Consider the following 15,619-nt stretch of genomic DNA (forward strand, 5'->3'; position numbering starts at 1 on the left):
TTTTCAGCCTTGAACCGTTGTCGTGGCCTGTTTATGGATGCAGGCGCAGCTGGCCGTGCTGCTACTCCAGGGCCACTCGCCGTTCCATGTCCGTTTCATCGTCTGTACGGGCCGCTGTGAGCTTCCTGGTGGCCTTGGCGACCTTTGCAGGTTTGGTGTGGGGCGATATGCCTGCGCAGCCTTCTTCGCGGCCTTGATGACACTGTGAACGGTCGCCTTGCCGATCTTGAACTGGCCGCGATCTTCGCTTCGCAAGCCAGCGATCTTTACTGGACGTACAAGGGCGGGCTATCCAATGAAATGGTATTGGCTGGGGCAAACAGGGAGTTCCCTGTGGTTGCATTACATGTCCCATCCGATAAAAGATACGACTGGGGATTGATCATCTGCGGCGCTCCTGACTGAACAAATCCGCGAGGCGAAGGCGCAGGAATAACCGTTCCTGCAAATCGCGTCAGGCCAGTGTTGGCATTAACATAAGCCTGTCCAGTACAATTACTAGAAGTAAAAAGAGGGTAAGTTGTTGTTGCCCAATCTAAACCTGCTGCACCATTTGTAAGCCCTATAGCAACAACCTGGTTTCCAGAATTGATCAATACAGCAACGCGCCCATGTGCGTCAGCAACGTAGCGACCAATTGCCTGTCCTGCGGAATTAACAACCATTGGTGTGTTGGTCGTTGGCTTGGTTGGCTTGGTTTGCGACCACACTGGGCTGACCAGCGTGGACAAAATGACTACTGTCGGCAATAACGCTTTCATTTCGTTCTCCTTAATGGCATTACCTAATCTAGTTATAGCTCTTTTTTAGGAGGAGGCAACCGGCTTGGGCAGGGGTTTAGCGGCGCTGTTCATGTGGCCGCTTCAAGGACACCGCCTTATGTCAACCCCTTCGGCTGTGCAGCCTGCTGCGAGCTTCCTGATGGCTTTGAGTGCCTTCGCTGTGACATTAGGGGGCCGGTGCCTGCGCTGCGGCTTTGGCGGCCTTGGTGATGCTGTGAACGGTCGCCTTGCCGATCTTGAACTGGGCGGCAATCTTCGTGAGCGACTGGCCGGCAGCGTGCAGCTCCACGATCCTGGCCTGGTCGCGTGCGGTGGTCTTGCTTGGCCGGCCGAGCGTCTTGCCTTCGGCCTTGGCCCGGGCCAGCCCTGACTGCGTCCGCTCTACAAGCAGGTCTCGCTCCATTTCCGCCATCGCGGCGAGCACGGCCAAGATCATCTTCCCTGGCGCCGACGTCAGGTCCAGCTTCCCGAGCTGGAGTACGACGACTTCGATCTGGCGTGCGGCGAGCAGCTTGATCGTCGCGCCGATGTCCTGGGCATCCCGTCCAAGCCGGTCGAGCTTTGCGACCACCAGGCGCTCACCATCTCTGATCTTGGCCAGCAGCTGTCGGAACTCCAGGCGCTGCGTCGCCGAGACCTTGCCACTGACCTGGTGGGCAAACCAGTAGTCCACCGTGAAGCCGGCCCGCTCGATCTCGAGTCAACCAGCAAGGCAAGCGGCTGACCCCGGCCGTGCTGCGCAATCACTTCGATGACGCGCGCACCGCGGCCGCCGAGAAGCACCCGGCGCTGGCCACCGCGATCAAGGCTTTCCACTTCTACGACCTACGCGCGAAGGCCGCCGACGACACAAGCGACGAGCGCGGCGAGCAGGCCGCCAGTGACCTGCTTGGGCACGACAGCGTCAAGACAACCCAGCGGCATTACCTGCGTCGGGGCAAGATCGTCGGGTCTACGAAATAGGGATTTTGGGGAGCAAACCCATTTTTGGGGAGCAGAGAGCGCCCCGAAAAACCGGCAATTCTCCTATGGAGCGGGTGAAGGGAATCGAACCCTCGTCGTAAGCTTGGGAAGTTGCATAAGGAATCGCACAACCATGCGGGCTGAAGTGCTGTTTCCGCTCCACAAAACTGCAGCGCAAGCACTGCTAAGACCCACTACCCATGCGGGTGCAAAAAACTTTGTGGAGCGCTACGTCCGCAATCGACCCAGATCGGACATTGCACATGCGACTCAAAAGTTACCGGACCCAGCGCTCGTTGCGTCTTATGTTGAATTTGTGCAGATTTACTTCCTGATTTGAGATGGCTGAGTCTTGGGTGACGGAGAAGGACACATCATACGAGACTGACCCAGTCGACGTCCTGGGGGCCCCATTTTCGGGAACTTCCAACCCAAAGAAGTTGATAGAGAACTCTTTGCTGTCCCTGCGACATGTAAAGGTAAAGCGACCGAGATAGCTTCCTGACAGGTAGCTTTTCGCAAACGAGGTATCGCTGATATCACGAACTTTGCCATTGACAGAGAGCGTCATCGTCCCGCGCTGCTCAGTCAACTTAAGCTCTTGCGTAGAACATTTTCCTTCAAGCATTGAGCGCTCAACTTGTGGTATGTGATAACTATCGTCTGTGCTGACAACAACAGTAGTGCTGAGCAATAAGGCTGCGAGCATATGTTCCTCTTGGTGTTTGCCTGTTATCTGTTCGTCCGCTTCTGGCCCGATAGGGGACGTCGCATAGACCAACGTATGCTCTTCCTCTACAGCTGTGGAGGGTGCCGCAGGTTGTCGATCTTGCGCTAAAGCGAACTTATAACGAGCCGAATATGCCTTTATACCTGATGTGTTGATTTTGCTCAAATGTACGCGCGCGAGCAACTGGGATTTAAAAGGTAAAATAATCCCGTCGATTCTTTCTACTTGGAGCGTGCCATGAATTCATCTGAAAAAGTGATCGAGTCTGGCACGCATCTCGGCAGTGATGGGGAAATTGGATTTGTTGTAGGTGAAAAATCCGCGATTGAAAATATAGGCCCGACCGCCAGTTTTAGATGGCCCGAGCCGTGGGAATTTAGATCCTATGCTTGGGTGACTACACTTTCAGAAATGAGAGTAGATCTGGAAGAAGTTAGCGAGTTTTCTGTTCGAGCATTATTTCATTGGGTAGTCGATACACCGGTCCATGCCGCGACAGATCACCCCGAATGGGGGAATGATGTAGTGGTCACAATTACTCTCACCAACCCAACAAATGCTTTTGTTATGCAGTTACAGCACCAGTTTAGGCGCGGTTGTGGACGTTATGTGTATGAGGTTCCGAATCAGTTTTTTTCCTCACAGGTTGCGTGGCCCTTAAGAAACACCCAATGGGCCCAACGCTCTGGATCTCATCTATGGCGGGTTACTGCTTGCTAAGCGACATCCGGGCTTCTTAGGAGGTTATGTCCGCTACTGGCCCAGGCTGTGTAAAAACGCGAGATCAGCGTGTTTTTCAGGGGTCTCTTTACCATTCCCGACCTTGAGAAAACGCCTTGGAGAGCGTTTTGAGAGGCCGGGTGTCGCTGGCATGCTGTCCACTCTGCGTTTTTACACAGCCTGGGCCGATTGCGGACAGTCGGGACGAGCAAGTGTATGAGGTTGCGGGTGCTGGAGTAAGAACTGGGTTTGTGAACTGTGTTTCGCCTACCCCACTACCACAGCCCACTCCTGAACGAAGGCAGGGCCGGCGTCGCCCTGGGGGTGCTCCTCGCCCTTGAATAGCATCTTGTTCCCATGCATGGTGATGAGGCGGGCCTCGAACAATTGGGGGAATAGTGAGGCACCGACCGTAGAGTTAGGGTCGCTCACCGTGAGTACCAAGGTATCGTTCAGGCCGGACAACTTGACGTCGCCCTCGACAAAATCGGACCGACCGATGTCCTGATCCGACAGGCGGGCTCCGCGGTTGCGTAGCTTTTTGACTTTTCCATGCATCGCGGAAGTCTATCACCGTTGAGCTGAATCAAACCCGGCTCATTGCGGGCCTGGTACGCTCCCTGGATGAAAAAGCGAACCGACCGCCTGACGGCGACCCACGTGGACTTGGCCATTAACCTGGCCGCCGTCCGTGGTGTCGCCGCCGGCGCCCGAGCGCTATTCGAGCATGGTGTCTCGATCGATGTCGCTCGGCGGGTCTTGCTGCAACCCTGGTTGCGACGAGGTGTAACGCGCAGCGCCGAGAGTGCGCACCGCCCAGTACATCGGCCAGCGCCTCCAGGCTGACACGCCGCACGCCTCCAGCGCCTCCAGGAAGATCTCGTCGGCCGATTTGCGCGACACCTCCCCGCTGCTGTACAGCGCGTCGTGCACCACGGCCGCCTGCTCCCCCACGCCAGCGAACAACAGGTACGCCCCGGGCACACGCGGCACGCTCGCAAAGTCGGTGACGAAGCCTTTTCCGACGATGATCATGCGGTCAAACTTCGCCGAGTAAAACGCAAGCAGCTCCGTCAGCCGCCAGCGCGCTTCGCCGATCTGCTCAACCTGCAGCGTCGTGTGAAACCGGGCCGGCGTTGTCATTTCGCCGCGGCGGTCGATGCCGGATATTGGTAGGTCGCCTTGACGGTGACATTGGCACAGCCGGCGAGGGTGGCTAGCAGCAGGGCGGCGATCAGGGTACGGGCTTTCATCAGACTTTTCCTTTGCGAGTGGGTGGGCAAACGGGCTGTGTCGGTCATGCGGCTGCAACGCGGTGCAGCAGCCAGCCGAAGAAGAACTCCTCGTTCGCCGCGCGGCGCTCGGTGATTTCCATGTAGTACGCGCCCTGCAGGCAGTTCAGCGTCCGGAGGATCACCTTCTCGCCGTCGGCGCCGCGGTACCTAAGCACGTGCATCAGTGCTGCCTGCGTGGCCGGGCCGAGCTGGCCGTCGACGACCAGGTCAGGGAAAAGTTGGGCTTCGCGGTTGAGCAGGTTCAGGGTGCGCTGCAGCCATGGGCCGGGCCGGCCGGGGCCGCAGTTCACTCCGGAATCGACCAACTCCTCGGCGATCAGCGTGTTAATCGCCGCGATGCGCTTGAAGCCGGGCGCGACCACGTATTCCTGTAGGTAGATCGAGGTGGCTTGCTCGCGCGTTAGCTCGCGCATCGCCCCGGTGTAGCCGTTGCGGCGCGCCGTCGCGACGGTGATCCCCCACATGGTCTCGCCGCCCGCATCCTTCGGATTATTCGCATAACCCTTCTCGCGCTCGAGCACGCCTTCAATGATTTTTTGGATGGTCATCGCTTGCCTCCTTGGCTTGTGGGAATTTCGCGTCGAGCGCCTTCTCGAACTTGAAGAGGGCGCGGCTGCCCATGTGGGAGGTGATACCGACCAGGGCGGCCGACAGCGACAGCGGGTACCCGAGCCACTGGCACAGGTTGAAAGTGATGATCCCCACTAGGGCAGAGGTCACGATCTCGCCGATGAACTCGGTGAAATTCCATGCGCGCACGTGCTTTTCACGCAGCTTGCGGTAGAACGAGACGAAGCCGCCGAGAAGGGACAGGCCGAAGATCCAGAGCCAGGTGATGGCCTCGGCGACGTCGTCTGCGCCTTGTGGGGTTGGTGGGTTCATGCGAACCTTTCAGGTGAAAGAAAGGCCACCTTGGGTGGCTAGGGCGTGGGAATGCGCGGTGTAGCTACGCGAGCGGTTCGGGAACGGTTCGCTTATTAATTTTTCTCTCATAGTCGTGACGTTCCTAGAAGTCCATAGTGTCCTGTTGAAGCCGTCTCATTTCTAGGAAAGTTGAGACAATTCAACTGGCGAAAAAAAACCCGCAGGAAGCGGGCTTTAGGCGACGCATAGTGGAAAATTAAGTTGTAAGGGCCACCGGATCGGACAGGTCGAGGGCGGGCAGTTCGTCGAATAGCTCCTGGTGCGTTGGTGCCGTGCGGTCGCCAGCCTTGACGGCGACCAGCATCTGCTCGCAGGCGAACCAGCACGAGGACCGCCATGCGCGGAAAGCCTGGCCCTCGGCTTGGTAGCGCGCGACCGCAGGCTCCTCTGCATAGGTGATCACGCTGATCAGGTTGTCGTAGCCGAACGCGACGGCACGCGCGTCCATGTGCTGCTGCACGGCTGCCATGTAGGCGGCAACCACCTGAGCTTCGGTGGGCGCCGGCGGCGCGGCGGGCGGCAGAAGCTCGATCCTATCGCGTGCTTCATTTGCGTGGTAGGCCAGCCAGTTGAGGCGTTGCTCGTCGCTGATCGCGATGTGGCAGTCGACGTGCTCCGGTTGCAACTCCTGCAGGTATACGCCGGTCAACTTGCCCTCGGCATCGTAGGTGACGTAAGAGATGTTGCCCATCATGCGACCTTTCTGAAAATTGCTTCGGCATACGCTGCGTTGCTTCCGTCATTCGGCGATTGCCCACCGCCGCCCGAATTGCCATAGTGGCGAACCTCAAACACCTTTGCGGCGGCGATGGTGAAGCGGCCTTGGACGCGACTCGGGATGCCGTCGTTATACTGGTTGGGGCCGACATAAGCACTGCTGCCCATTGCCGCGACAGCGTTGTCGGTGACATTGAAAATCTTGATGCGGTGTGTGGCGCCGTTGATGATCGTTGCGCTCGCGTCAACATCATATGTTCCCGCTGGCAGAGTGACTTGGTTGCTTGCGAGCGAAGCGCCGGTAATGCCGTTCAGCAGAACCGTATTCAGCACGCGGGCCGCACCGCTACCGGCGCTTGGCGCGTTGGTGCCCCCGCTGTACTCTTCCCGAACATGCAATATCGGCACGTTGAAGGTAGCCGGGCCGGTATCGCCCTTATCGCCCGTCCGCTGAAAGAAGAGAACCAGCGCGTCGCCGTTCGCAAATGGACTCGGCGACGCGCCCCAAGCGCCGCTAATCTGGATGCTGCGGTAGCCGCCCGGTGCGCTGCGCGACAAGACGTCAAACGTGATCCATTTGCTTGGGTCGGTGGCCTTGACCAGCCGCACCTTACCTTTGATAGTGCTCGTTGCAGCATCGAATTGATCAAGAAGGCCGCTCACGTCTTGGGCGTCCGAACTGGTCAGGTCGAGGTACATCGAAGTTGCCGACGATTGCGTAGCGTTGTTGAAGCGCAGCTTGCCAGCGCCCGGGTCGTCAGCGGCCGTAGCCGTGTCGAAGGTGTACGGGATGGCGAATGCACCTCCCGCGGCGTAGGCCGACATACCCGCCGCCGCCGTGTTGATCTCCGATACCAGCAGCGGGAGACGCGCCCCGAAGAACTGATCCACGTCAGAACGGAACGATGGGCTGGTACGGTCCAGAGGTGAAAGAGATGTTATTGCCATTTAGCTGAGCCCTTCGATTTCGATGTTAAGCAGGTGTGTATGCAGATAGTTAACGGCGATGCCAAAGTCCTTGTAGAACCCGTATGTAATCATGGGCTCGTAGCCGACCTGGTCGGCGCCGATGAAGATGCAGGGCGTGGCGCGAAGCGACGCGAGGCGGCGGTAGATCTTGTTGAACTCAGCCTTCCTGGTGACGACTTGCAGGCTGCTGCGCTTGCTGTAACTGCGCTCGAGAACGTCCATGTTCCCGAACTGGTCCTTCTCTTTGCGGCTGTTATCGATGATGCCAACCGATGCGCCGTACTGCGTATCGCCGACCTCGATCACCTGTCCGACCTGAAGCACGCCCATCGACACGACGCCCGTGCCAGTCAGTTCAATTGTCAGCTCACCGCTCTCGTAGTGCTGCGGAAGATCGGTCAGCACGACATCAGTCAGTTGCTCGAATTCCGAGTAAAACCAGTCGTAGATGCTCGTGATTACCGTGCCGTCGAGCGGCACCGCCTTGCTGTACACGACCGTGCCACCCGGGGCATCCTTCAGCGTCGCCGTAAACCCGCGGCCAACGATCTCCAGGGCGCCGATGCCAGACACGCCTCCAGGCCGAAGCACCATAGTCAGCGAACCTAATGCGCTGGTGGCCGTGCCGACCTTCCGATCGAGCACAGCCCAGCGGTTGGTCGGGCCCAGATTAAGCCAGTTGGCCGTATCGCTTTCTGGCGCAGCAGGCGTGGCTCCGGCAACCAGCCGCTCGTATCGGCAGTGGGTGGTCACACGTGTTACGACAGCGCCTTTCGCATAGGCTGTCCCACCGTTCCACGCCGGTTCACCTGCAGCCGGCTCGGCCACTGAACTGCTGATCAGCATGGCATCAGTGATGACGGTAGGCTTGATGATCTTCATGCCGCTCATTAGACTTCCGCCTTCACTCTCAAAACATCCTCGCTGATGACCCGGCCAAGCAAGCGGGCAGACTTCTCGGTATGCGTTGCGGTAGCCCGCACCTCGGAGCGCAAACCTTCAACCTGGCGCGTCAGCCGTTCAACAGCTGCAGCCAGGGCTGCATTATTCTCGGATGGGCTGGCGAGCCGGCGCATCAGCTGCTCGTGGCTGACGATCCGGCTCGCTCCGGTAATTTCCATTTCAGGACCGCGCTCGCCCACGATCCGGACGCCGCCAGCAAAGTCGCCGCCGGCGGCAAACCCGGGAATGCGGCCCAAGCTGGCGAACTCGCTGCTGCCCTTGATGAGTTCTCGGATGCGCTCGATCGACATGCCACCAGCAACCTGGTCCTGCCAATAGGCCAGGCCTGCCGAGTCGGGTGCGCGGCCTAGCAGCGACTGGTACAAACTGGCGATGCTCCCACCGGAGCTGGCGACGGGGTTAGCTTGGGCCGCACCAAGGGCGCGGCCCATCGCGCTGACCGCATCCGCCACCGTCAGCACGGAAAGGTCTATTCCTTTGAGCACGTTGATCTGCAGCTCCGCCTTTTCAAGAATGCCGTCGAGCGACTTCAACGACTGTTCCTCGACGCTCAGCGTCTTGTCGGTCAGGCCCGCGAGGTCGGCGATATCGTTTTGGGTGGAGTAAAAATCGCGCAGGTACTCTTCCTGCGTGGCGAACATGGCCGACGAATCCCGTGCCACGATCGACAGGGCGCCCTTCAGGCTGTCGACGTCCGGCAGTGGACCGGATGCCTTGGCGATCAGCAGCGCAGCGCGGATCTGGGCTTGCGCAGTCTGGCGCTCCTGCGGCTCCTGGCCGGCCACGCTCATTCCGTCCAGCGTCCCGCGCAACGCGGACGCCAGCGCCTGATGTTTGCCAGTGACCTCCTGTAACAGCTCCTTCTCCCGACCAACCACGGTTTGCAGCGCCGCGAAGGCACTGTCCACGCCGGACAGCAGGCCTGCGCCGCGAGCAGTGGCGGCTTGGGCCGCGGTCTGCGAGGCTGCTGCGGCATCTTTGACTGCCTGCACCTGGTCGAACAGGGCGCGGTTACTTTCGTGGAGCGCATCACGCTGCTGGGTCAGCAGCTGCGCAGAAGACATGGTCAGCTCGTCGTACTGTCGCTGCAAGTCCGCGCGCTCTTCGAAGATAGAGGCGTCGACATCGGCAATTTGCTTGAACGCCGGGGCAATCTGCATCAAGGTGGCATAGGCCTGGGCGCCAGCAGCCGTTGTCAGGTCGAGCCCGATGACGACATTGCGGAATTGCTTGAGCGAGTCCGCGGCGCCGGTCGCAATCCCGTACTGGTCGAGGGCCGGCTTGATGCGTGTGCGCAGCGCGTCGGCCTGTTCCTTGTCGGTATAGAAGTCGGTGAGGAATTTCTCGGCACTCGACGTGAATTCTTCCAGTCCACCAGACAGTTGAATCAGCCGCTCGCGCGCTCCGACTGAATCGAATCCCACGGCAGTGAAGGCCATGCCCAGCGAGTCAGCTACCACTGTCACAGCCTGGTAGCTGGTCGCGATGCGCGCCAAGGTTTCGAAAGCCCCCTCGCCCACCTTCTGGAATTGCTGCAGCCCATCAACCGCATACTTCGCCAGGTCGTCGCTGACTTTGTTCAGGGCGCTTTGCAGCGCTTCCTGCACCTCTTCGGACGACATGTCCTTGGTGCTGATCTTGCCGATGTCTACGACGAAACTGCCAAGCTTGTCGGTGAACGCATCTCCGCTGATCCCAAGGATGCCTGCGCCTTCGGTGACCGCGGTGCCCATCCCGGCCAGGATTTTCGTGAACTGGTCGTTGATCTCGCTGCCCAGGGCGGCGAGCTGGGTGCCGTATTTGTCGCTCCGGAACAGGCCGCCGTCTTTCTTGGTCTCGGCGAACTGGCTGACGCTGGCTCCCGACGACAGGATCTGCCCGAGCGCGCCCTTGCCAACGGTAAGACCAGTGTCGATGGTATGTACGTTGCCGCCAAAGATGGCATTGCCAGCCTTGCCCAGCAGCTTGCCAAACCATTCGCCGCCCGAGAACGCCTTGTTGATCTCACCGAGCACACCGGTCTGGAAGGATTGCGACACCCAGCCTTCCTTCATCCCAGCCGTCTCGGTGCTGAAGCCGTCCGTGCGATACAGGATACTGCCCAGACCATTGATGCCGACATTGATCGCCTGCAGGACCGACAGCATGCTCGAGCTGATCTCCAGGCCCTGGTAAGTATTGTCTTCGATCAGGCCGAGCGCGCGCCCGATCGATTCGGATTTCGCGGTCGGGTCACCCAGGACGGACCCGGTGCCGTTGGCCTTCTGGCGGTCGGCGGCAGTCGTGTCCGCGCCACCGCCACCCACGCCACCGATCGCGACGCCAAGGCCGGCGACAATGGCGGCCATGGCTGCCATGCGGCCAAAGGCAGAATAAGGGTCGCCGCTTGCCTGGTTCAGCACGGCCGAGATCCCCTTCGGGACCAGCTCGGCCAGCGTCATCGCCAGCTCGGCCGCGTGGAACACCTTGGACACGGTCATCAGGACCTGGTAGCCCTTGCTCTGCTCGCCGAAGAACCCGGCTGCCGCGCTGGCCATGTCGCCATAGCCGGCCAGCCGGTCCTTGGTTTCCATCTCGTTCAGGCGCGCGACGTTGCGCAGGTAGGTCTGCTCGTCGTCGAGCCCGTTCAGGTAGGCGTTGGCGGCATTGCCGCGCTGCTTGGTGAACTCGGCCTGGCGGCGGGCGAAGCCGTCGAGGTTACCGGTCAGTTTCGTCAGGGCGGTGCCGGCGCTACCGAAGGCCTCACGCAGCGCGTCGCCGAAGGTCTCGGCCTTGGACGGGTCGAGGAAACTGTTTAGCTCCTGCGCTCCCTTCCGGGCAGCCTCGTTCGAATCGATGGCGACCAAGGCGGCCACGTTCCGCTTCTTGGCTGCGATCAGCTTTTCGAGATTCTCGATCTCGACGAGTGTGAGGGGGGTGGCCGCGCGCTGGGCCAGCTGCTCTTCCAGGCGCGCGAGCTCGAGCTGCTCCACAGCCGACTTGGTCAAGCCAAAGGTGTGGGCCAGCTCCTCGTTCTTGAGTGCCTCCTGGGTGGCGTCCTCGATCGTGCGCGCCGTGGTGGCCTGGTGCGTCTTCATGATCGCATCCCAGGCACGGCCGCCTTCGGCCGCGCGCTTGTTCGATTCCTCGAGCGCCTTCGCCTGCTCGTCAATCCACTTCTTGGCGCCGGGCTGCTTGGAGATCAGCTCGGTGACCAGCTCGATGTAGCGCTCCTCGCCTACATTGCCGGAGGCACGCAGCTTCTGCAACCGCTCCAGGTTCTCCATGTAGTCGGCGGTTACCCCGGACAACTCAGCCAGCAGGGCGGCATCCTTGCGACTGGCTTCAGCCGCAGCTTTATCCGCGGCGTCGTCACCTCCATAGTTGAGGGTTTTCTTCGCTGGGTCTTTCGGCAAAATATCATTGAAACCCGCCGCCGCAGCCAGAGCCGTGGTGCCCCGTCCGGCGATGCGCTTCAGCATTGCCTGCTCAACTTCATTGGCCGGCTTGTTCCACGCAATGTCCCAAGCATTGTTGGCCGCCGCAAGGACCGCATTTCTTTCGGCAAGTGTCTTCTTAAACTCAGCGATCGGGTCCCTGCCTTGGGTGAGCTTGTAGGCCATGTTCACGGGCGCTGCATCCCACAGAACGCTCACGTCCGCCGCAACGGTCTGGAAACTCCCGGCGATGGCCTTGAATAGCCTTGGCAGAAGGATTGCCACGTCGACGACTCGCGCCAGGCCAACCGCGATGTCATCCGCCCACTCGACCCCCTTACCAGACGTCAAGCCTGTTTGCTCGTTAGCTACGTCCAGCATTGCGCCGGCGAGGTCGGTCATCGCCGGCAGCGTAGCTTCCGCTACCGATGTGTACAGCTCGTCGGTACGAACACGGAGGAAACCAAATTGATCCTGCAGCGCAGCGGCGCGCTTGGCCGACTCGGCCGACACCGCCGAGAACTTGTCGACGTTCTCGGAAAGGTCGTTCATGAACGGCAGCAGGTCCGCGCCTGAGCGGCCGAGCAGATCGTTCATCAGCGCGGCTTTGGCTGCGCCGTCCTCGTAACCCTGCAGCTTGTGGGCGACATCGACCATGACGTCAGCGGCGCTGCGGATGCTGCCGTCTGCTGCGCGCGACGACACACCGAGCGCAGCCAGCGCCTTGCCCGTCTTGGTGCCCTTCTCGTCGGTACCGGCCATGCCCTTGGCCAGCTTGGTCAGAACGCTGTCGACAGTGCCCATGTCGACGCCAAAGGCGTTGGCCACCTTCTGCAGGCGCGACAGGCTTTCGACGCTGGAGCCGGTCTTCTGGGCCATGTCGTCGAGGTCGCCCATGACGTCGATAGCGTCCTTGACCTTCGAGGCCAGGGCGCCCAGCGACAGACCGGCGATGCTGAACCCGGCGACGTTCCCGATCGTGGACTGCAGGCTGGAGAACCTACCTTCCATGGCCGAGACCTGGCCAGTGAGCCGGTCGAGGGACGCGGCATTGATACGGCGCAGTGCATCGCCGACGGTCTCAATCTCCCGGCGTGACGCGTCCGCGCCGTCCACACCCATGGTGATGGTTGCCGAACCTTGACGGGAAGTTGATGCCATGTGCTTTGTTCCTTGGACTTAACGTCGATGTGCCCACTCTTCGAGGGTCACCTGTTCCATTGCCTGTATCTGTTCGAACGCTTGAGAGCTTTTCTTGCGGGTCATGCCCTTCAACCGCATGCAGGCTTCGACGCCGGGGTAGTTCAGGCCGATTGCCCCACCCATGCCGGCCACGTTCCACTGGGTCTGGACCGCGAGCCACAGCCGGAACGGTTCGTCGTTCTCCGGCCACAGCCAGTATTCATCCCGGTCGAGCTGCAGCGCATCGACGGCATACAGGCCGAAGGCGGCTAGCGCCTTGTCCACGTACTCTTCGGCCGGCGGCTCGTCGTCGCCGCCGAAGCGGAGCTGGCCGCGCGCCAGGTAGCGCGCGGCCGTGGTTAGTTTTTTGTTACAGCGCCCGAATCGCGCAAGTAGGACTGGAAGCAGACCATCGCCATGCCCGGGTCCTGGTTGAGCACGCGGTCGAAGTTTTCGGCGCTGAAGGCGAGCGGCTGGCCGGTCTCGTCCTGCATGTCGCTGTCCCAGCCTTCGGTGTTCTCCTTCAAGAAGTCCTTGATCGGCTGGCTTGCGCCGCCGCCGATCAGGGCGTTGAGCTCTTCCTGAGTCTTGCGCTTGCAATGCAGGTGGAAGTCGAACGGAACAGCGCTGCCGTCCTCGTCCTTGAGTTCGCCCTTGACGTGCACCTTGAGCTTGTTGCGTACGATGAGTTTGTGTGCCATTTGTTTGTATGTGATCTGAGTATTAAGGGGTACCGCCACCCATTACTGGGTGACGATGAGCCATTCGTCGTTGCCGTTGGCCGGGACCAGGCGCACATCGAAACCGATCAGGCGCTTGCCATTCAGTTCTGACTTACGTGGGGTGGTCAGCTGCGCGGCCGCCGCGAAGACGATGATCTTGTTGCCGGCCACGGTACCGATGGTCAGGGCCAGGCTCTGCGTCGTGTTCGCCTTGACGGCGGCCATCAGCGCGACTTCCTGCGCAGCGGTCAGTTCCAGCTCGAGCGATGCGGTCGATGCCCGGTCGGTAATGTCGACGGTCTCGGTACTCAGCATCGGGCTGAAGTTCACGACGTTGCCGAAGTTCAGTTCGAGGCCGGTGCTGTTGTAGACCGTGCCGCCGTTCAGCGCGCCAGCGGCATAGGTGGCGCCCAGAGTGATGTCGACCACGTTCGCCTTTGTCATGGCCACGGGCTTCTTCCACGGCGTATAGACTGGAGCGACGTTTGGAGTGGCGGCAATGCCACCGTCCAGGCCGACCCATTCGAAGCGCAGGACCGGGCGCTCGCCGACCTTGGCCGACAGGGTGCAGTTGCCTTGCGTGTCGATCAGCTTGTGAACGACACCGTCGTCGTAGTAATACTGGGTCAGCGCCTTCAGGTTCGACGACTGCGGCGAGTACTCGACGCGGGCAGGGGTGGTCAGCAGGCCTTCACCTGCCGCGCAGCCCTGCAGGAGCTTGCCCCAGGCAGGCGCGGTTGCGGCAGTGCCGGAACCAGCGAGCTCGACCGTATAGCTCACCTTCACGCTGGACGGGCCGACCAGCTGTTCGCTGCCACCGAAGTAACCACGGATCAGGTTGCGGTCGATTGCCTGCGCGTCCAGCGGGGTGATGCTGACATCGGACACGAGAACGGCATCCGCGCCGGTTGGCGCAGCGTCTTCGCCGGAGCCGGTTTGAACCTTTGCAGTGACGACGGTATTTTTGATAATGCGCGGCATGAGTTACTCCGGGTCGGCGGCCGACAGCTCGGCCTGTTCGTTGCCTGCAGCAGCAGGGACTTCGGCAGGTGCTGGATCGTTCGAGATCCATGCCCACTGCTCTTCGTTGAAGGTGTACGAGCCCCCGCCGGGAAGCGGCGGGATCGCGCGGGGATTCGGTTTGTCGAGTGTGTACATGTCAGCTGATGAGGGAATTTTCAGTGCGGTGTTCTGCGATATAGGTGAGTCGAACCCACCCGGTTTTTTTTCCTTCGGCAGTGTTCTCCGCTTCAACACCTGCAATGACCAAGTCGTCAACCATTCCGCCCAGCGTCGGGTCCGCGCTGAGGCGCTCGAACACCCGCTGCAGCAGCGGATCCACCGCCACGTCGCCGGTCTCACGCGTGCTGCGCGCGAAGCACTCGACGGTGATACGGGTCTGCCAATCAATCGGGGCACCGCTGATCGTGCCGGGCCGGGGCAAACCCTGCTCCCACTGCACGGTGACCGCCTCGTCGTCCTGGTCGGATATCACGATTGTGCGTGCGCGGTGGATGGCTCTCGTGTTGCAGACTGCCGGACTGGCGGCGAGTACCGCCATGACCGCGCTGACCACCTTCGAGAAGGCGGTACTCATTGCACGCACTCCACGATGAGTTTCGTCATGCCGGTACCGTCTGGTTCGGGCCGGACAATGGAATACGGTACGCCAGCGATGTGGATCAACTGGTTTTCCGGTTCGTCCATCACCGCACTTGAGGCGACGGAGACGGTCGGGCTGGTGTCGGCTGCGCCGTGCCCTAGCGCCGCAACGCTCGAAGGATTCCGGAAGATGCCCGGCACCGTCACGCCCGCGATCGTCACCTGGACATTGGCCAGGTGGTTCAGCACGGCGGCGTTGGCGGTGGCTTCAAGGTTGGCGAAGAACATGACGGGTCAGGGCTTAGCGGATCGCGCCGTCGAGCAGCACGGTGGCACTGGTCTCGCCGTTGCCCTTCGCCGCCATCAGGCAGCCGACCAGCGCATTTGCGCCGGCGGTGACGGTGATGCGCTTGGCGGTGTTGTCCCAGTACGCCTTGGCGCCGAAGGCACCCACGTCGGCGGTGGTGGCCGCCAGCGAGTACACACCTTCGCGGTCGATCTCGACCGGCACGCCGTTGGCTGCGTCGCTCGATGCGACGCCGACCAGCGCGCCCACCTGCAGGGCCTGGCCGCTGGTGACGGCGTACGGCGCGATGACCGAGACCACCTTGCCGCTTTGGATCTTGTTCTTCAT

The 15,619-nt window shown here is 60.9% G+C and carries 20 protein-coding genes; 2 read left to right on the forward strand and 18 right to left on the reverse strand.

Annotated features, from left to right (window positions below):
* Nucleotides 1-266: 266 nt before the first annotated feature.
* Both AC56K1_RS17750 and AC56K1_RS17755 read right to left on the reverse strand, forming a co-directional pair.
* On the reverse strand, nt 267-761 hold the full coding sequence (locus AC56K1_RS17750) for a hypothetical protein (protein WP_497159120.1): 495 nt from the start codon (nt 759-761) through the stop codon (nt 267-269).
* A 187-nt stretch (nt 762-948) separates the two neighbouring features.
* Nucleotides 949-1,455 (reverse strand): recombinase family protein, encoded by a 507-nt coding sequence (locus tag AC56K1_RS17755; RefSeq protein ID WP_497159121.1) that lies wholly within the window; start codon nt 1,453-1,455, stop codon nt 949-951.
* A gap of 59 nt (nt 1,456-1,514) precedes the next feature.
* On the opposite strand from AC56K1_RS17755, the gene AC56K1_RS17760 reads away from it, so the two are divergent.
* A complete protein-coding gene (locus AC56K1_RS17760) occupies nt 1,515-1,745 on the forward strand; it encodes a site-specific integrase (protein WP_497159122.1) in 231 nt (76 codons plus the stop codon).
* Between the two features lie 277 nt (nt 1,746-2,022).
* Here the strand turns inward: AC56K1_RS17760 and AC56K1_RS17765 are convergent, their stop codons facing one another.
* Complete coding sequence (locus tag AC56K1_RS17765) at nt 2,023-2,640, reverse strand: hypothetical protein (RefSeq protein ID WP_497159123.1); 618 nt, start codon at nt 2,638-2,640, stop codon at nt 2,023-2,025.
* Nucleotides 2,641-2,712: 72 nt separating this feature from the next.
* On the opposite strand from AC56K1_RS17765, the gene AC56K1_RS17770 reads away from it, so the two are divergent.
* Entirely contained in the window at nt 2,713-3,195 is a 483-nt protein-coding gene (locus tag AC56K1_RS17770; RefSeq protein WP_497159124.1) for a hypothetical protein, read from the forward strand.
* Nucleotides 3,196-3,462: 267 nt separating this feature from the next.
* On the opposite strand, the gene AC56K1_RS17775 is transcribed toward AC56K1_RS17770, so the two are convergent.
* From AC56K1_RS17775 to AC56K1_RS17845, 15 genes are all read right to left on the reverse strand, one after another.
* Nucleotides 3,463-3,753 (reverse strand): hypothetical protein, encoded by a 291-nt coding sequence (locus AC56K1_RS17775; protein ID WP_497159125.1) that lies wholly within the window; start codon nt 3,751-3,753, stop codon nt 3,463-3,465.
* 159 nt (nt 3,754-3,912) lie between these two features.
* Nucleotides 3,913-4,338 carry a DUF1353 domain-containing protein gene (locus AC56K1_RS17780; protein ID WP_497159126.1) on the reverse strand — a complete coding sequence of 142 codons (426 nt, stop codon included), beginning with the start codon at nt 4,336-4,338 and terminating at the stop codon, nt 3,913-3,915.
* A gap of 154 nt (nt 4,339-4,492) precedes the next feature.
* Nucleotides 4,493-5,038 (reverse strand): glycoside hydrolase family 108 protein, encoded by a 546-nt coding sequence (locus AC56K1_RS17785; RefSeq protein ID WP_497159127.1) that lies wholly within the window; start codon nt 5,036-5,038, stop codon nt 4,493-4,495.
* Nucleotides 5,016-5,372: a phage holin family protein gene (locus AC56K1_RS17790; RefSeq protein WP_497159128.1), complete on the reverse strand. Its 357-nt coding sequence runs from the start codon at nt 5,370-5,372 to the stop codon at nt 5,016-5,018. The genes AC56K1_RS17785 and AC56K1_RS17790 overlap by 23 nt, the downstream gene beginning before the upstream one ends.
* Nucleotides 5,373-5,610: 238 nt before the next feature.
* Nucleotides 5,611-6,108, reverse strand: coding sequence for a hypothetical protein (locus AC56K1_RS17795; protein WP_497159129.1), 498 nt, complete (start codon nt 6,106-6,108; stop codon nt 5,611-5,613).
* The gene (locus AC56K1_RS17800; protein ID WP_497159130.1) at nt 6,105-7,079 is read right to left on the reverse strand and encodes a hypothetical protein; all 975 of its coding nucleotides are present in this window, start codon (nt 7,077-7,079) and stop codon (nt 6,105-6,107) included. Before AC56K1_RS17800 ends, AC56K1_RS17795 begins: the two co-directional genes overlap by 4 nt.
* On the reverse strand, nt 7,080-7,982 hold the full coding sequence (locus AC56K1_RS17805; protein ID WP_497159131.1) for a hypothetical protein: 903 nt from the start codon (nt 7,980-7,982) through the stop codon (nt 7,080-7,082).
* Nucleotides 7,983-7,990: 8 nt separating this feature from the next.
* On the reverse strand, nt 7,991-12,640 hold the full coding sequence (locus AC56K1_RS17810; RefSeq protein ID WP_497159132.1) for a DUF4214 domain-containing protein: 4,650 nt from the start codon (nt 12,638-12,640) through the stop codon (nt 7,991-7,993).
* Nucleotides 12,641-12,658: 18 nt separating this feature from the next.
* A complete protein-coding gene (locus AC56K1_RS17815; RefSeq protein ID WP_497159133.1) occupies nt 12,659-12,946 on the reverse strand; it encodes a DUF1799 domain-containing protein in 288 nt (95 codons plus the stop codon).
* Between the two features lie 74 nt (nt 12,947-13,020).
* Nucleotides 13,021-13,362 (reverse strand): hypothetical protein, encoded by a 342-nt coding sequence (locus AC56K1_RS17820; RefSeq protein WP_497159134.1) that lies wholly within the window; start codon nt 13,360-13,362, stop codon nt 13,021-13,023.
* 42 nt (nt 13,363-13,404) lie between these two features.
* Nucleotides 13,405-14,364 (reverse strand): phage tail tube protein, encoded by a 960-nt coding sequence (locus AC56K1_RS17825; RefSeq protein ID WP_497159135.1) that lies wholly within the window; start codon nt 14,362-14,364, stop codon nt 13,405-13,407.
* A 3-nt stretch (nt 14,365-14,367) separates the two neighbouring features.
* Nucleotides 14,368-14,541: a hypothetical protein gene (locus tag AC56K1_RS17830; RefSeq protein WP_497159136.1), complete on the reverse strand. Its 174-nt coding sequence runs from the start codon at nt 14,539-14,541 to the stop codon at nt 14,368-14,370.
* A 1-nt stretch (nt 14,542) separates the two neighbouring features.
* The gene (locus AC56K1_RS17835) at nt 14,543-14,980 is read right to left on the reverse strand and encodes a hypothetical protein (RefSeq protein WP_497159137.1); all 438 of its coding nucleotides are present in this window, start codon (nt 14,978-14,980) and stop codon (nt 14,543-14,545) included.
* A complete protein-coding gene (locus AC56K1_RS17840) occupies nt 14,977-15,273 on the reverse strand; it encodes a head-tail joining protein (protein ID WP_497159138.1) in 297 nt (98 codons plus the stop codon). Before AC56K1_RS17840 ends, AC56K1_RS17835 begins: the two co-directional genes overlap by 4 nt.
* Nucleotides 15,274-15,286: 13 nt before the next feature.
* Entirely contained in the window at nt 15,287-15,619 is a 333-nt protein-coding gene (locus tag AC56K1_RS17845) for a DUF2190 family protein (protein WP_497159139.1), read from the reverse strand.

The organism is Telluria sp. ZB4P37 (assembly GCF_059685855.1).

Coding starts and splice junctions, on each gene's coding strand:
- AC56K1_RS17750 (WP_497159120.1), bottom strand. CDS start 761: ATGAAAGCGTTATTGCCGACAGTAGTCATTTTGTCCACGCTGGTCAGC.
- AC56K1_RS17770 (WP_497159124.1), top strand. CDS start 2,713: ATGAATTCATCTGAAAAAGTGATCGAGTCTGGCACGCATCTCGGCAGT.
- AC56K1_RS17775 (WP_497159125.1), bottom strand. CDS start 3,753: ATGCATGGAAAAGTCAAAAAGCTACGCAACCGCGGAGCCCGCCTGTCG.
- AC56K1_RS17780 (WP_497159126.1), bottom strand. CDS start 4,338: ATGACAACGCCGGCCCGGTTTCACACGACGCTGCAGGTTGAGCAGATC.
- AC56K1_RS17785 (WP_497159127.1), bottom strand. CDS start 5,038: ATGACCATCCAAAAAATCATTGAAGGCGTGCTCGAGCGCGAGAAGGGT.
- AC56K1_RS17790 (WP_497159128.1), bottom strand. CDS start 5,372: ATGAACCCACCAACCCCACAAGGCGCAGACGACGTCGCCGAGGCCATC.
- AC56K1_RS17795 (WP_497159129.1), bottom strand. CDS start 6,108: ATGATGGGCAACATCTCTTACGTCACCTACGATGCCGAGGGCAAGTTG.
- AC56K1_RS17800 (WP_497159130.1), bottom strand. CDS start 7,079: ATGGCAATAACATCTCTTTCACCTCTGGACCGTACCAGCCCATCGTTC.
- AC56K1_RS17805 (WP_497159131.1), bottom strand. CDS start 7,982: ATGAAGATCATCAAGCCTACCGTCATCACTGATGCCATGCTGATCAGC.
- AC56K1_RS17810 (WP_497159132.1), bottom strand. CDS start 12,640: ATGGCATCAACTTCCCGTCAAGGTTCGGCAACCATCACCATGGGTGTG.
- AC56K1_RS17820 (WP_497159134.1), bottom strand. CDS start 13,362: ATGGCACACAAACTCATCGTACGCAACAAGCTCAAGGTGCACGTCAAG.
- AC56K1_RS17825 (WP_497159135.1), bottom strand. CDS start 14,364: ATGCCGCGCATTATCAAAAATACCGTCGTCACTGCAAAGGTTCAAACC.
- AC56K1_RS17830 (WP_497159136.1), bottom strand. CDS start 14,541: ATGTACACACTCGACAAACCGAATCCCCGCGCGATCCCGCCGCTTCCC.
- AC56K1_RS17835 (WP_497159137.1), bottom strand. CDS start 14,980: ATGAGTACCGCCTTCTCGAAGGTGGTCAGCGCGGTCATGGCGGTACTC.
- AC56K1_RS17840 (WP_497159138.1), bottom strand. CDS start 15,273: ATGTTCTTCGCCAACCTTGAAGCCACCGCCAACGCCGCCGTGCTGAAC.
- AC56K1_RS17845 (WP_497159139.1), bottom strand. CDS start 15,619: ATGAAGAACAAGATCCAAAGCGGCAAGGTGGTCTCGGTCATCGCGCCG.